This window comes from Candidatus Phyllobacterium onerii (assembly GCF_028331445.1).
Classification (GTDB): Bacteria; Pseudomonadota; Alphaproteobacteria; order Rhizobiales; family Rhizobiaceae; genus Phyllobacterium; species Phyllobacterium onerii.
In genome coordinates this window covers 102098-115732 of the sequence record NZ_JAQMHX010000006.1, presented here as the reverse complement: position 1 = coordinate 115732, position 13635 = coordinate 102098, and the positions used below count along the sequence as shown (strand labels likewise).

Here is a 13635-nt window from a genome sequence, read left to right as displayed (position 1 = left end):
CCGCCAATATTTGGTGATTTATAATTGCACAATATATATCAATTGATACAATGTAAAGAACGACGCAACACAGGAATTTGTCAATGCACCCACTGCTTGCCCCCCGAATGAGTCTCGTCGGCTCGTCTCCAACCGCGGAGATCTCCAATAAGGTACGTGCGCTTGCCGCCGCTGGACACAGCGTCATCAATCTCGGCGAAGGCGAACTCGATTTTGCGACACCGGCTGCTGTCTGCGAGGCAGGCATCGCGGCAATCCGCAACGGTGAAACGAAATATACCGCGGTAGCCGGTACGAGGGAACTTCGGGCAGCAATAAGTAGAAAGTTCGCAACTGAAAACGGCCTGTCCTACGGGCCGTCGGAAGTCATTGCCGGAGCCGGAGCCAAGCAGCTCATCTTCAACGCTTTTCTCGCCACGCTCTCTGATGGCGATGAGGTCATCGTGCCAGCGCCCTATTGGGTCTCGTATCCCGACATGATCCGGCTCGCCGGCGGCGAACCTGTAGTCGTTTCTTGCCCAAGGGAAGACGGGTGGAAACTGACAGCACAGGCGCTGCAGAACGCTCTCACGGAGCGAACCCGCTGGGTTGTTCTCAACTCTCCCAACAACCCGACCGGAGCGGTCTACAGTCCGGCAGAAATGAAAGCTCTGACGGATGTGCTGCTACCTCATGATACCGTCCTCATTCTCGCCGACGACATTTACGAACACGTCCGGTACGACTGCGATTTCGCGACTCCGGCAGCCGTGGAGCCACAGCTGAGGCCACGCGTTCTAACGGTCAACGGATTGTCGAAAGGTTACTCGATGACGGGGTGGCGTGTCGGCTATGCCGGAGGCCCGGAATGGCTGATCGATGCCATGCAGATACTTCAATCCCAAAGTACGTCCAACCCAAGTTCGATCAGCCAGCAGGCGGCCATCGCGGCACTCGACGGTGGCACCAGCTTCATGACCGAATGGATGAAGGTGCTGCTGGAACGCCGCAACATCGTCCTTGATTCGCTTCAAGGCCTGACTTGCCTTGATGCAGACGTTCCCGAGGGCGCTTTTTATGTCTTTGCCGATTGTTCGGGCCTCATCGGGAAATACCGCCCGGATGGCCGGATGATTTCGAGTGACCTGGATTTTGCGGCCTATCTGATCGAGGAAGCTCATGTGGGTGTCGTCCACGGCTCAGCCTTCGGCGCGCCCGGACACATTCGCATTGCCTACGCGATCGACACCGAAACATTGCGCACTGCCTGCGATCGCATTGTGGAGGCCTGCGGTAAACTTCGCGACCGCAAGGTCGCGTGAACCAGCACGCAGCAATAAAAAGCGCCCCGCATGGGAATGCCGGGCGTTTTTCGTATGCGTTGGAAGAAAACGAACTTAGGCGGCGAGCGTCACCTTTGTCCGGGTATCACCGGCAAGGCTATCGAGAACAGCGGAAATCTCATTATGGACAGCTTCGTCGAGGTCCCGTAGCGGCTGCCTGACGGAGCCACCATCGAACCCGCGAAGGTTCATTGCAGCCTTCGTTGTCTGCGGCTGGCCGTGCTTGCGTGCGAGCGCACGGAACGGATACCAGAGCTGATGAAGGTCGCGAGCCGCGGCAGCGTCGCCTTTCTCCAGTGCGCGGTACGTCGCGAGAATAAGTTCCGGCAATGCGCAGCTGTTCGTGGAGCTGATGCCATCAAACCCGGCCATGACCGGTCCGAGAAAAGCGAGATCCGAGGCGCAGAAAAGCCGAAGGCGACCGCCAAGCCGATTGGCAATCTGATCTATCGCGGTCGGGTTCAGATCCCCCTGTTTGATACCGGCGACATTGTCGATGTCGGCGAGTTGTTCGAGCAGGGTTGGCGACAGGGTGATGCCGATGCCTGGTGCGTTGTAGACGAGAATACCCGTCTTCGACAGGGGTGCCATATCGCGGAAGAATGAGACGATCTGTCCGTCCGTGACTTCCGAAACGTAAGGCGGGGTCACCATAGGCAGGCCGCCGAGATCACCGGCGAGTTTCGTCAGATCGCGCACAACCCGGACATCGGAGTGGGCGCTGCACAGCATCACAGGGACGCGGTCGCCAATGACATCCATGACGTGGCGGAAAACATCGGCCCGTTCCTCCGTCGACATCGCCGGAAACTCACCATATGTCCCACCAATGAGAACGCCGTCGAACCCCAGCCCGATGACTCGCTCGATGCTGCGGGAAAGCCCCGCGCGGTCGATCGCCCCGTCCTTGCTGAAGGGCGTAACGGTGATGTTGAAAATGCCCTTGAGCCGGGCTCGCGTTTCGCTGATGTCTTTCATTTTTCTTTCCCTTTAGTGTTCAGTGATCTGCAACTTCAAGCAGTTCGCGGCCGATGCTGCCGAGCGCGCGATATCCGGTTTCAGTGACGACGATGGTTTCGCTGACACCGACTGTGAAGCGCCCATAGATGCGAAGCGCCGGAGGGAGGTGAAATGTCATTCCCGGCTGCAACTCGGTCTTCACGCCAGCGTTGAGGCTGAGGATGGCACCCTCGCCCCAGTCAGGTGCAAACGAGATTCCGACACTGTAGCCAAGGCGCTTGCGGAAATTGTCGGTATAGCCGGCCGCGTCGATCACATTCTGGCAGGCGATATGCGGAACCTCGCACGGTACGCCCGGGCGAATAGCATCGAGTGCAACCTGCAGCGCCTCCTGGCAAGTCTTCATCATGTCGGCGGCTTCCTTTGGAGGAGAGCCGATCCAGGCGGAGCGCATGAGGGCAGCGTGATAGCGGTCATGGCAAGCCGCCATCTCGAGGAAGGCGGGATCGCCCGCTTCGATCTCGCGCCGGCGCCATGTACCATGGGGGACTCCCGTGCGCGGGCCGACGGAAACGAGCGGCTCCATACCGAGATATTCAGAACCGGCACTGATTGCCGCCCCCATCATTGCCGCGACGAGATCGTTTTCGCTGGCTCCTATCCGGACTGCGGCAAGCCCCGCCCGCATTCCCTTATCGACATAGCTGGCGGCACGCTCGAGCTTTTCTACCTCGAGGGAAGACTTGACGGCGCGAAGGCTCTCGATCAACCCGGCACCGTCATGAATCGCTCCCAATCGGGTCTGCAGCGTTTCGTAGACGGCTATCGGAAGGAACCAGCCACGCTTATCGATCGCGACCCGCTTTGAGGCAAGCCCGCGTTTTTCGATGACCGCCACCAGGAACGAGACGGGCTCGTCGCCATCCTGATAAACCTCCGCATCCGGAATGAAAGTGTTGGCGATGAAATTGAAATATTCGAGTTGGCGGATGACGAAGACCGGATCTCCGGCGGCAGGAAGCACCAGCGCCTGAAACGTGTAGTATCCGGGGGTCTGTTGACCTGTCAGATAGAAGATGTTCTCCGGACCCGTGACAACGAGCGCGTCGATATCTGCAGCGGCAAGGTTTTCGCGCGCCCGCGCCTGCCGGCGCTCATATTCCTCCTTGGGAAAGGCAGATTCCTGTCCCTGCACAACACCGCTGGATATGTTCATGCTGAAAACTCCCTGATGAGACGCGTCTTTGATGGGTCGAATGTCAATCCCAAGCCCGGCGCGGCACTACTGCCCACCCGGCCTTGCGCGTAGATGAGACCACTCGCCGGATCGTTCTCCAGGCCGTCTGCGCCATAGAGTTCGGCAAAATGCGGACCAACGGCACAGGCAAGATGCAGGGCAGCAGCCGTCGCTATGCCCCCTTCGTTCATCTGACCGATCATGAACGGAATGCCGGCCGCACGCAGCCGATCCGCAGCCGCCCGCGTCGGGGCTATCCCGCCCAGCTTTACAAGCTTGAGATGGGCCCAAAGTCTGCCGTTCGACCTGATTAAGGTGTCAACATCAGCCTGGCCTGCAACGCTCTCGTCCAGCATCAGAGGGATGGGGCTCGTCTCGGCGAGCCTGTTCAGCACATCCCAGTCCCCGGCGGCCACCGGCTGCTCGACATAGGCCAATTCGAATCCCGCCAGCGCTGACAGATTTTCCGCAGCCTCGTCAGCGCTCCACGCTCCATTCGCATCGATGGCGAGCTTGATGTCCGCGCCGAACCGCTCGCGCAGTGCAACCAGGCGCGCAACGTCATCATCAAATCCGGCAGAGCCGACGCGCACCTTCAGATCGCAGAACCCGCGCGACACGTAACTCTCTGCCTGCGACAGGAAGCGCCCGGCTGATGAAATGAAAAGCGTCTGGTTGGTGGGATATGAGACCACTCCGCTGCAATCAGCGCCGAGCCATGCGGCAAGCGGAATACCGTCCCGCCTTGCCAAAAAATCGTGGAGCGCGATATCAACAAGCATACGCACCGGTGCACTCACGCCGTCGGTTATCGAGAGGTCTGTCAGAAGGCGTTCGGCATCCTTCGTCCAGTCAACACACTCCAACAGCCCTACTGCCTCACTCTCGACAGTTTCGGCCGCCATTCCGTTCAGGTAGGCGATGTTGATGCGAACCTCGCCCACCGCCGTGATTACCTTGTCCTGCAATCGCAGGTGTAGGGTATCCAGGCCGTCAACAGGACCCGACGAGGCCGTGTGAAGCATAAGACCGCCGCCGTAGCGAAGCGAGGTGCGATAAAGTGAGGCGCGCATCATCTAGGCCGAGAGCATTGACTTCGCGACGTCACGATAGATGAGGGCCGCCGTGACGAATTCATCAACCGGCACGAATTCATCCGGCTTGTGAGCGACAGATAGAGTGCCTGGCCCTATCACCGTTCCCTGTGCACCGAGTTCCCGGAAGTGGACGAGATCGCAGCCTCCCTGAAACCCGAACGGGCCTGGCGTCGAGATCCCATGGGCCCTGCACGCCGCGAGGCTTGCCTGCACTATTGTGGCATCGCCTGCCGTTTCGGTCGCGCTGCCAGTGGTCGCCCTGTAATCGACGATCTCGGCGCGCAAGCCAAATCGCCGATTGGCCGCCAGCAGCAGATCGGCGATCTCCTTTTTTACAGCCTCTTCGTCCTCGCCCGGGACCATCCGGCGGTCAAGCAGCAGATCGCAAGCGCCCGGCAGCACATTGTCTGCATGGCCGCCCCAAATGCGGGTTACTGTGAGACTGGCTTCCCCGACCAGCGGATGAGCGCGGAGACGCACTACTTTATCGTGGTGGGTCTCGATCATTCCGAGGAGCTGAGCCGCCCGATAAATAGCGTTCTCTCCAAGATGAGGCGTGCCAGAATGAGCGGACACGCCGTACACGCGGACAACCGGGCGCAAACTTCCCTTGTGGGCGGAGAATGTCGTGTTTGACGTCGGCTCGCCGACAACAGCGAAGTCAATCTTCGGCTTGCCCGCTGCATAGAATTTTGCCCCCTCACTCGCGATCTCCTCGTCACCGACGAAGACGCCGAGCAGCGTGCCGGACCAGGACTGACGCTCGGAAGCCAGCATCCGCAGGGCTTCCACCATCGCGATCAGGGGTCCCTTGCAATCGCATGCGCCGCGGCCGAAGAGGTTGCCATCGGCCTCGCGAAGCTGGAAAGGGTCGGAACTCCACCCCTCTCCTGCCGGCACGGTATCCATGTGGGTATTAAAGGCGAAGACCGGGCCGAGGCCGTTTTCAAGCCGCGCCTCGACGTTGAAACGGCCGGGTTTGTATTCCGTGAGCGAAACTTCAAAGCCAGCCGCCACGAGGAGGTTCTGGACGTAGACCGCGGCATCGGCTTCCCGGCCAGGCGGGTTTTCCGTGCGAATACTGATGATTTCGGCGAGTTCGCGCTTCATGCGCGCGGTGTCGGGCATCTGAGACATGTATATTCTTCCGGTTAGTGCAGTATCTGATCGAGAAACCGCCGCGCGCGCTCGTTCACGGTGCCGCCGAAGAACTCTTCGCTGGACGCGTTCTCGATGACTTCGCCGTTCTCCATGAAGACGATTTGATCGGCAGCGCGTTTGGCAAAACCCATTTCATGTGTGACGACAATACTCGTCATGCCCTCGCTGCTGAGTTCCGCCATTACGTCCAGAACTTCGCGGATCATTTCCGGGTCGAGGGCGGAGGTTGGCTCGTCGTAGAGCATGAGCTTGGGCTTCATGGCGAGTGCGCGGGCAATTGCAATGCGTTGCTGCTGGCCGCCCGACAGCTCGTCAGGAAAGAAATCGGCTTTTTCGGGAATGTGGACCTTGCGCAGCAGATCGGTCGCGATGTCGTGGGCGTCCGATCTGCTGATACCCGACACCTTCATCGGCGCAAGCATGATATTCTCGACTGCCGACAAATGCTGGAACAGTTCGAAATTTTGGAAAACCATCCCGATATGGCGGCGAATTTCAGTAGCGTTGCGCAAATCAGAGGTAATATCTGCGCCATCGAAGAAGATATTACCGCTATCAGGTGGCTCAAGAAGATTGACGCAGCGCAAGAGCGTGGACTTCCCGGATCCCGAAGGCCCGATTATGACGACGGTTTCCCGGCTCTTTACGCCGAGGCTGCATGCCTTGAGCACCTCGTAGTGCCCGAAGCTCTTATGGACGCCCATCAATTCGAGGAGTGGCGGCTGAACAGACGTTGGCATGGCTTTCTCCTTCACCGGGATTCGGTTTGCTGGGTGATGAGCGTCAGCCGATCAAGAAGGGGGACTGACTTTTGGCTTCGACGGGCTCGCTTGGGGTCAAGCGATCGTTCGAGGAAGTATTGAAACACCATGAACAGAGTTGTCAGCGCCAGATAGTAGATACCCGCCGCAGTCAATGCTTCGAAATAGCGGAAATTCGAGCTCGCCGTCTGGTTGGCAACGAGCAGCAGTTCCTCAACCGCGACGACAGAAACGAGAGCGCTCGTCTTGAGCATGCCGATCATCTGATTGCCAATTGGTGGAAGGATGATACGTGCAGCCTGCGGGATCACGATATAGCGCATGACGGCAGCCCGCGTCATACCGAGCGCAAGACCGGCTGTCCGCTGGCCTTTCTTCACTGCCTGTAGCCCGGACCGAATGATTTCGGCCATGTAGGCGCCTTCATTCAGCGAGAGCGCGATGACGGCACTGACGAAAGCCGAAAGCCGGATCCCGAAGGTGGGCAGGACATTGTAAATGAATATGATCTGGAACAGGACGGGCGTGCCGCGGAAGAGCCAGAGATAGACGAGCGTCGACCCCTGCAGAAAGCGGAAGCGCGATTCCTGCAGGAGCGCCACGACGAGGCCGACGATAATTCCAAATAAAAGCGATGTCGCTGTAATCAGGAGCGTAAGCATCGCACCGTGAAAGAAAGCGGGCGAAACCAGATAGTCGAAGACGAGTTCGAGTGACATCCCGCTCTCCTTCTCTAATGCATGTCAGTTGAAGATCGATACGGAGGCCGGAAGTTTCCATTTTTCGATCAGCTGCTTGTAGGTTCCGTCAGCCACGATCTCCTCAAGCGCCGCCTTTATTGCGCCCTGTACCGCTGTATCGCCTTTGCGTGTTGCCATGCCGATGCTGGTGTCCGATTCGAACTCGGCTCCGACCGTTTCATAGACGCCCGGCACCTCGCTTTGCAGGACAACGGCACCGGGTGTGGAGTCGAAGGTGGCATCCGCCCGACCCTGCCGCAGCGTAAGCGCGGAATCCTGTGCGGTCGGGAATGTCAGGACCTTGACGCCGTCGAGGCCCTTTGTCTTGCAGCGCTCATCGTCGGCGCGAGCCTGGTTCTCCTGAATCCCGCCGAGCGTCACCGAAATCGTCTTGCCACAGAGAGAGTCATCACGCCCTGTTATTTTTGCCGGATTACCCGCCTGAACAATGACCTGATTGCCGATTTTGAGATACGGAATGAAGTCGACCTGCTCAGCGCGCTTGGCATTCATATACATCGCCGAGTTGATGAGATCGATCCGGCCGCCGCTGAGCGCGGGTATCAGACCTTTGAACTCCATGTTCATCGCCTTGGCCTGGCCATTGAGTTTCTTGGCCAGCGCCTGAATCATATCGATGTCAAAACCCGTAAGCTGTCCGCCCTTCTGAAATTCGAACGGCGCAAAGGTAGCAGCAACGCCATACGTCAATGATCCATTCTCGACCAAACCGGTTGCAGGCAGGTCCGCAGCAGCCACGGGCGTGGCGGCGCATAACGTCAAGGCAAATGCAGCAATCATTGTCTTGTTCATTGGCTTCCCTCATTTTTCTGCGTGACTAATATTGCACTTTATGTTACTAACAATACAATTCATTCAGGAGCTGTCAAGTCGGAAGTGCGTAAAATTGCGCAATCAATGGGTTTGCCTAATATTTGGGCAAGAATGCACCTTTTTGCCCTAAAATATACATTTCCGCTTGATCATATCGGGTTGTCAGGCGGAAATAACGCATTTTTCCTATGCCAACTGGGACGGTCGACACGCGATCCGCTTGTGAATTCTATCAATACAATTGTATAAGCTCGGCACTACTCGTACTAAGTGGAGCCTGGAATGGCGAACAATGCGCGTCAGAGCCGATATCGGCTCGCCAATCAAATTCTTGATGTTGCGCGCGAAGCGCGCTTCGAACCTGGCCATCACCTGCGCGAACAGCAGCTTGGTGACCTGCTCGGCGTCTCGAGGACGCCGATAAGGTCCGCACTCACCTTACTTGCCGAGCGTGGCGCGGTTGAGGCAATCAAGAATCAGGGATTTTTCCTCAAAGCCCCGCCCGAAGAGCTTCACCGGTTGGAAGTCGAAATTCCGTCTACGGCCGATCAGGATCTTTATACCCGCATAGTAGAAGACCGGCTTTCTGGCCAGCTCAACGAAACGATCACACAGACTGAAATCAGTCGCCGCTATGGTGTCGACAGGATCCTCTTGCAGCGTACAATTGCGCATCTGGTCAACGACGGATTGATCGCCAGGAATAGCGGCCGCGGTTGGACCTTTCTTCCTACCCTTGATACGCAGGTGGCTCTGCGTAACAGCTATGACTTCCGTAAGACGATCGAGCCGGCAGGGATTTTGCTTAAAACGTTTCGCTTCGATGCTGCCGCCCTCGAACGATCGCGTCTTCAGCATCTCTACCTTGAAGCGCATCCTGACATTACGACCGTAGATCCCCGCCAGCTTTTTGAAACAGATGCGCAATTTCACGAAATGGTCGCTGAATTCAGCGGCAATATCTTCTTTCTGCAGGCGATACAGCAACAGAACCGGTTGCGCCGACTATTGGAGTTTGGCGGGTACACCAACCGTCGACGCGTTCGGGATTGGTGCCACGAGCATGTCACCATTCTTGACGCAATATCCGTTGGCGACCAACAGAAAGCGGCCCTGTTGATGACGAGCCACCTTACAACTGCGTTGACAGCAGCACCACGCTATCAAACTGCATAGATAGCCGATGGGGTTCTACCCAGCCGTACCAAGAAAGGCACCCGCGATTGCGGCCTCGAAGGCTGGAGCGTTTGCTTGCAGCAGAGACTCGAGTAATCATACCATCCCGAGCGCATTCATATACAATTCAAGGATCGCTTCTTCTTCCTTGCGCTCGTTGGCGTCCTTCTTGCGCAGCCGAACGATCGTGCGGATGATCTTGGTGTCGTAACCACGGCCCTTGGCTTCGGCCATCACTTCCTTGATATCGTCCTGAAGCGTGGTCTTTTCCTCTTCCAGACGCTCGATGCGTTCGATGAACTGCCGAAGCTCTGCCGCAGCTACACCTTCGACGCCGCCCTGTGCTGCCAAATCATCCATGCTCATCTCTCGCTCCGTAAAAATTCAATTCGCGACTCAAGACCGGCCGCGCGAGGGGTTCCGATGCCCGACCAGTGCATGATGAGTCAAGACAATTGAGCAATTCCAGCAAAAGTGGGAGCCGGTTTTGCGTCCGGAATTGTGTAAAACAAGAGGGTAGAGTCAGGAGCGATCAATGCGCAGGCTTGTTCGACTCAAAAGCCGCTTTCTGCGCATCGCTGGCTTCACGCTGATGCTTGGCCTGCCATTCCGCATAGGGTTCGCCATAGATGATTTCGCGTGATTCTTCCTTGGAAAGCTCTTCGCCGGACGCTTCAGCCGCTTCGCGATACCAGTTCGACAGGCAGTTGCGGCAGAACCCCGCCAGATTCATCAGATCGATATTCTGCACGTCGCTGCGGGTCCGCAAATGCTCCACAAGCCGGCGAAAAACGGCAGCTTCAAGCGCAATGCGCTGGTCGTCAGTAAGATTGCTCATTTAAACGTCCTCGATCGGGTCTGGTTCGGCCAGATTAACGGGTCCTGACTGTGGCCCCGTACATATTGGAGTTGCGATTCATTGCGTCAAGAATAGGGGCTATTTGCTGATTAGAGGCAACGAAAAATTAGCAATCAACGAAGGTCTTTCAAAATGAATTGGGCTTGTTTTCCATCATTCATAGCCTGGTTGGTAATTCAGGCATCATTCTTTTGTCTTAGTGTTGCAGGAACTCTACGTGGTTGCGTTGACAATGCTCGCGAAACTACCGAAAAGGGTGACCATGACGTACGGAGGCAATATTGCGCAAGTGGTCTATATTCCACGCTGAACAGCAGCATCAGCGGACGCGATTGGGCGGCTTTCTAAAGCAATTCCAGCAAAAGTGTGCAGTGGTTTTGCGTCCGGAATTGCGTAACAACAAACGGCTAATGCAGTTCGGTATTTCGAAGAAGAACGGAAATGCTCTAGCGGCTTTTTTATTCATTTTCATTGCGGGCAGTTTTTTTGCACCTGACAAAGCCCATGCCGATTTCCGCGTCTGCAACACAACGCAAAACCTTGTCGGCGTTGCGCTCGGTTACCGGGCCAAATCCGGCTGGGTTACTGAAGGTTGGTGGCACGTCAATGCGTCCTCCTGCACAACGCTTGTGGTCGGACCGCTGACTTCGCGCTATTATTATCTCTACGCCGAAGATGCGCAGAGCGGCGGGCGCTGGGATGGCAGGGTGAACATGTGCGTCGCCGAAAACCAATTCAAGATTACCGGTATCAATGACTGTTTCGCGCGCGGTTTCCAGCGCTCCGGATTTCAGGAGTACGATACCGGCGAGCAAACAAGCTGGATGGTCCAGCTTACGGAAGAAAATCCCCCCTCCTCTCCAATCGTAACGGATACCCCCGCTCCATGAGACGCCGCCGCAAGGTCAAAATTCTAGCCACACTGGGTCCCGCTTCCTCCGACGAAGCCATGATCCGCAAGCTGTTCGAAGCCGGCGCGGACGTATTCCGCATCAACATGAGCCATGCCAGCCATGACCTGATGCGCGAACTCGTGCGCCGCCTGCGCAATGTCGAAAAGGAACTGGGGCGGCCGATCGGCATTCTCGCCGACTTGCAGGGGCCGAAGTTGCGCGTTGGCAAGTTCAAGGACGGCAAGGCCGACCTCGTTGCCGGGCAGACCTTCACGCTCGACGACAATGACACGCCGGGCGACAATACCCGCGTATTCCTGCCCCATCCGGAAATTCTCGAAGCCGTTGAGCCGGGGCACCGCCTTTTGATCGACGATGGCAAGCTCGCGCTGGTGGCGGAAGCTTCCGACGGCAAGCACATTCGCTGCCGTGTCGTTTCCGGAACGACGATTTCCGACAAGAAGGGCGTCAGCCTGCCCGATACGACGCTCGGCGTCAGCGCCCTCACCGAAAAGGACCGGCGCGACCTCGATGCAGTCCTGCAGGAGGAAGTCGACTGGGTTGCCCTGTCGTTTATCCAGCGGCCGGAGGATCTTGCCGAAGTACGCAAGATCTCGCGCGGCCGCGTTGCCTTGCTGTCGAAGATTGAAAAGCCGCAGGCCGTCACCCGCCTCGAGGAGATCATCGAGCTCTCCGACGCGCTCATGGTTGCCCGCGGCGATCTCGGTGTTGAAATGCCGCTGGAGACGGTTCCCGGCATCCAGAAGCAGATCATCCGTGCCTGCCGCAGAGCCGGCAAGCCCGTCGTCGTCGCCACGCAGATGCTGGAATCGATGATCACGGCAGCGGTTCCGACACGAGCCGAGGTTTCGGACGTTGCGACAGCCGTATTCGAAGGCGCCGATGCGGTCATGCTCTCGGCCGAATCCGCCGCCGGCGCCTATCCGGTCGAAGCCGTATCGACCATGGCGCGCATCGCCGAGGAGGTCGAGCGCGATCCGAACTACCCGGGCATCATTCACGCCCAGCGTCCCGAGCCGAACGCGACGGGCGCCGATGCGATTTCGCTGGCCGCTCGCCAGATCGCCGAAACGCTCAACCTCTCGGCGATCGTCACCTACACCGCATCCGGCACAACCGGACTACGCGCGGCACGTGAGCGGCCTCTATTGCCGATCATCGCGCTGTCGCCCGTTGTCGAAACGGCGCGCAAGCTCTCTCTTGTCTGGGGATTGCACTGCGTTGTAACTGAAGATGCCAGCGACCTCGACGACATGGTCGATCGTGCCTGTCACATCGCCTACCAGGAAGAGTTCGGCAATCCAGGTGATCGCATCATCATCTCGGCCGGCGTACCGCTGCGTACGCCCGGTTCGACCAATATGTTGCGCATCGCCTATATCGGATCGGACGGGCTGACGGGCATCTAACTTGTCGGTCTTGAAAGTCGCTGCGGTGAGGCATATGGCGTGGTTTTCGAGAACCGGAGCGCAGCGTACACATCGTACGTGAGCACCGGAAGCGCAGAAAATCGGGGCAGATGCCCGCCGCAGTAGAGTTTGATTGCGTTCCAATGGACAAATGGAACGCAATGATCCGATTCCTACGCAAGAACCACCGATTCCCATGCGTTAAACGTCGATTCTGACGCAAGTTTTTCCATCTATACGGGAAAATTGGTTGTGGCGACGTGCGTTACGTCCGCTGGCCGGTCAGTTCGTCGGCCAGTTCACCCGCCTGCTTCTGCGCCTCGCGCATCATCGGATAGACCGTCAGAACGCGCTCGAAAGCCTGCAATGCGGCCTCCTTGCGGCCGGTATCCTTGAGGATCGCCGCCATACCGGCCATGGCCCCGAAATGCCGTGGTTCAAGCGCTAGTGTCTTCTGGATATCCGCCATTGAACGCCCGTAATCGTTCACCAGAAAATTCAGGGTTGCGCGTCTGTTCCAGCCCTCGGCATAGTCCGGCTTCATCACGACGACCTGGTCCAGAAAATCCAGCGCGACCGAATACTTCTTTTCTTCCATGGCCTTAGCGGCCCAGCCCATCATCAGGTCGATCGTGGGACTACCGGAGTTCTGCCATTGCGCCTGTATCAATGAGGCAATACGCGCCGCTTTGACTTCGTTGCTTTCACGCTTCAGCGAGGCAAACAGATCGTCCAATCTCGCCGCGCGCTTTTCAGCCAATGTCTGGTTGGGCAAGGCGGCCCGCTGCGGCGGCGGCAGTGGATCCTGCGCGGTGGCAATTGCCGGCAAGCCAAGTAGAAAAATAGCCGAAAATACAACAACGTTCCGCATGACACGAATGGTAATCCGTATCAGCGAAACGTCAAATGCAAATAACCGTGAGACGGGTAATATCAGCCCTGGCGCGCTTTGAAACGCGGAGCAGTCTTGTTGATGATATACATGCGGCCCTTGCGACGGACCAGCTGATTGTCACGATGACGGCCCTTCAGGGCTTTAAGGGAGTTCTTGATCTTCATTTCAGCACCGGTATCTTTCGCCCGAAACCGGGCACCAATAAAAAGCGCGCCTTAAAAGCGCGCCGTAAACACGTTGCGGGGAAATAGCCAAGGATTACCTGTATTG

The 13635-nt window shown here is 57.5% G+C and carries 15 protein-coding genes; 4 read left to right on the top strand and 11 right to left on the bottom strand.

The window, feature by feature from the left end; genetic code table 11:
* Positions 1 to 83 precede the first annotated feature (83 nt).
* On the top strand, positions 84 to 1301 hold the full coding sequence (locus PHA01_RS15240) for a pyridoxal phosphate-dependent aminotransferase (protein ID WP_271896860.1): 1218 nt from the start codon (positions 84 to 86) through the stop codon (positions 1299 to 1301).
* A 75-nt stretch (positions 1302 to 1376) separates the two neighbouring features.
* Here the strand turns inward: PHA01_RS15240 and PHA01_RS15235 are convergent, their stop codons facing one another.
* From PHA01_RS15235 to PHA01_RS15205, 7 genes are read right to left on the bottom strand one after another with little or no spacing between them, the layout of a single operon-like run.
* On the bottom strand, positions 1377 to 2300 hold the full coding sequence (locus PHA01_RS15235; protein ID WP_271896858.1) for a dihydrodipicolinate synthase family protein: 924 nt from the start codon (positions 2298 to 2300) through the stop codon (positions 1377 to 1379).
* Between the two features lie 19 nt (positions 2301 to 2319).
* Entirely contained in the window at positions 2320 to 3498 is a 1179-nt protein-coding gene (locus PHA01_RS15230) for a M24 family metallopeptidase (protein WP_271896856.1), read from the bottom strand.
* Complete coding sequence (locus PHA01_RS15225; RefSeq protein ID WP_271896853.1) at positions 3495 to 4595, bottom strand: mandelate racemase/muconate lactonizing enzyme family protein; 1101 nt, start codon at positions 4593 to 4595, stop codon at positions 3495 to 3497. Before PHA01_RS15225 ends, PHA01_RS15230 begins: the two co-directional genes overlap by 4 nt.
* Positions 4596 to 5753, bottom strand: a complete 1158-nt coding sequence (locus PHA01_RS15220; protein WP_271896851.1) for a M20 family metallopeptidase — start codon at positions 5751 to 5753, stop codon at positions 4596 to 4598.
* A gap of 14 nt (positions 5754 to 5767) precedes the next feature.
* Positions 5768 to 6517, bottom strand: a complete 750-nt coding sequence (locus PHA01_RS15215) for an amino acid ABC transporter ATP-binding protein (RefSeq protein WP_271896850.1) — start codon at positions 6515 to 6517, stop codon at positions 5768 to 5770.
* Positions 6518 to 6528: 11 nt separating this feature from the next.
* Entirely contained in the window at positions 6529 to 7257 is a 729-nt protein-coding gene (locus tag PHA01_RS15210) for an amino acid ABC transporter permease (RefSeq protein ID WP_224510598.1), read from the bottom strand.
* A gap of 24 nt (positions 7258 to 7281) precedes the next feature.
* Entirely contained in the window at positions 7282 to 8091 is an 810-nt protein-coding gene (locus tag PHA01_RS15205) for an ABC transporter substrate-binding protein (RefSeq protein WP_271896846.1), read from the bottom strand.
* Positions 8092 to 8394: 303 nt separating this feature from the next.
* Between PHA01_RS15205 and PHA01_RS15200 the strand changes: the two genes are divergently transcribed.
* The gene (locus PHA01_RS15200; protein WP_271896844.1) at positions 8395 to 9288 is read left to right on the top strand and encodes a GntR family transcriptional regulator; all 894 of its coding nucleotides are present in this window, start codon (positions 8395 to 8397) and stop codon (positions 9286 to 9288) included.
* Between the two features lie 96 nt (positions 9289 to 9384).
* On the opposite strand, the gene PHA01_RS15195 is transcribed toward PHA01_RS15200, so the two are convergent.
* The gene (locus PHA01_RS15195; RefSeq protein ID WP_370637210.1) at positions 9385 to 9654 is read right to left on the bottom strand and encodes a DUF2312 domain-containing protein; all 270 of its coding nucleotides are present in this window, start codon (positions 9652 to 9654) and stop codon (positions 9385 to 9387) included.
* 166 nt (positions 9655 to 9820) lie between these two features.
* Entirely contained in the window at positions 9821 to 10126 is a 306-nt protein-coding gene (locus tag PHA01_RS15190) for a DUF1244 domain-containing protein (RefSeq protein ID WP_271896842.1), read from the bottom strand.
* 431 nt (positions 10127 to 10557) lie between these two features.
* Between PHA01_RS15190 and PHA01_RS15185 the strand changes: the two genes are divergently transcribed.
* Both PHA01_RS15185 and pyk read left to right on the top strand, forming a co-directional pair.
* Positions 10558 to 11037 (top strand): DUF1036 domain-containing protein, encoded by a 480-nt coding sequence (locus PHA01_RS15185; RefSeq protein WP_271897380.1) that lies wholly within the window; start codon positions 10558 to 10560, stop codon positions 11035 to 11037.
* A complete protein-coding gene (pyk, locus tag PHA01_RS15180; RefSeq protein ID WP_271896841.1) occupies positions 11034 to 12470 on the top strand; it encodes a pyruvate kinase in 1437 nt (478 codons plus the stop codon). The genes PHA01_RS15185 and pyk overlap by 4 nt, the downstream gene beginning before the upstream one ends.
* Before the next feature lie 265 nt (positions 12471 to 12735).
* Here pyk and PHA01_RS15175 read toward each other — a convergent pair whose 3' ends face one another.
* Complete coding sequence (locus tag PHA01_RS15175; protein WP_271896839.1) at positions 12736 to 13341, bottom strand: tetratricopeptide repeat protein; 606 nt, start codon at positions 13339 to 13341, stop codon at positions 12736 to 12738.
* A 62-nt stretch (positions 13342 to 13403) separates the two neighbouring features.
* Entirely contained in the window at positions 13404 to 13529 is a 126-nt protein-coding gene (gene ykgO / locus PHA01_RS15170; RefSeq protein WP_100000962.1) for a type B 50S ribosomal protein L36, read from the bottom strand.
* Between the last annotated feature and the right edge of the window lie 106 nt (positions 13530 to 13635).

Bases quoted from the DNA above. Each gene is read 5' to 3' on its own strand.
- PHA01_RS15240 (WP_271896860.1), top strand. From the start codon at position 84: ATGCACCCACTGCTTGCCCCCCGAATGAGTCTCGTCGGCTCGTCTCCA.
- PHA01_RS15235 (WP_271896858.1), bottom strand. From the start codon at position 2,300: ATGAAAGACATCAGCGAAACGCGAGCCCGGCTCAAGGGCATTTTCAAC.
- PHA01_RS15230 (WP_271896856.1), bottom strand. From the start codon at position 3,498: ATGAACATATCCAGCGGTGTTGTGCAGGGACAGGAATCTGCCTTTCCC.
- PHA01_RS15225 (WP_271896853.1), bottom strand. From the start codon at position 4,595: ATGATGCGCGCCTCACTTTATCGCACCTCGCTTCGCTACGGCGGCGGT.
- PHA01_RS15220 (WP_271896851.1), bottom strand. From the start codon at position 5,753: ATGTCTCAGATGCCCGACACCGCGCGCATGAAGCGCGAACTCGCCGAA.
- PHA01_RS15215 (WP_271896850.1), bottom strand. From the start codon at position 6,517: ATGCCAACGTCTGTTCAGCCGCCACTCCTCGAATTGATGGGCGTCCAT.
- PHA01_RS15210 (WP_224510598.1), bottom strand. From the start codon at position 7,257: ATGTCACTCGAACTCGTCTTCGACTATCTGGTTTCGCCCGCTTTCTTT.
- PHA01_RS15205 (WP_271896846.1), bottom strand. From the start codon at position 8,091: ATGAACAAGACAATGATTGCTGCATTTGCCTTGACGTTATGCGCCGCC.
- PHA01_RS15200 (WP_271896844.1), top strand. From the start codon at position 8,395: ATGGCGAACAATGCGCGTCAGAGCCGATATCGGCTCGCCAATCAAATT.
- PHA01_RS15195 (WP_370637210.1), bottom strand. From the start codon at position 9,654: ATGAGCATGGATGATTTGGCAGCACAGGGCGGCGTCGAAGGTGTAGCT.
- PHA01_RS15190 (WP_271896842.1), bottom strand. From the start codon at position 10,126: ATGAGCAATCTTACTGACGACCAGCGCATTGCGCTTGAAGCTGCCGTT.
- PHA01_RS15185 (WP_271897380.1), top strand. From the start codon at position 10,558: ATGCAGTTCGGTATTTCGAAGAAGAACGGAAATGCTCTAGCGGCTTTT.
- pyk (WP_271896841.1), top strand. From the start codon at position 11,034: ATGAGACGCCGCCGCAAGGTCAAAATTCTAGCCACACTGGGTCCCGCT.
- PHA01_RS15175 (WP_271896839.1), bottom strand. From the start codon at position 13,341: ATGCGGAACGTTGTTGTATTTTCGGCTATTTTTCTACTTGGCTTGCCG.
- ykgO (WP_100000962.1), bottom strand. From the start codon at position 13,529: ATGAAGATCAAGAACTCCCTTAAAGCCCTGAAGGGCCGTCATCGTGAC.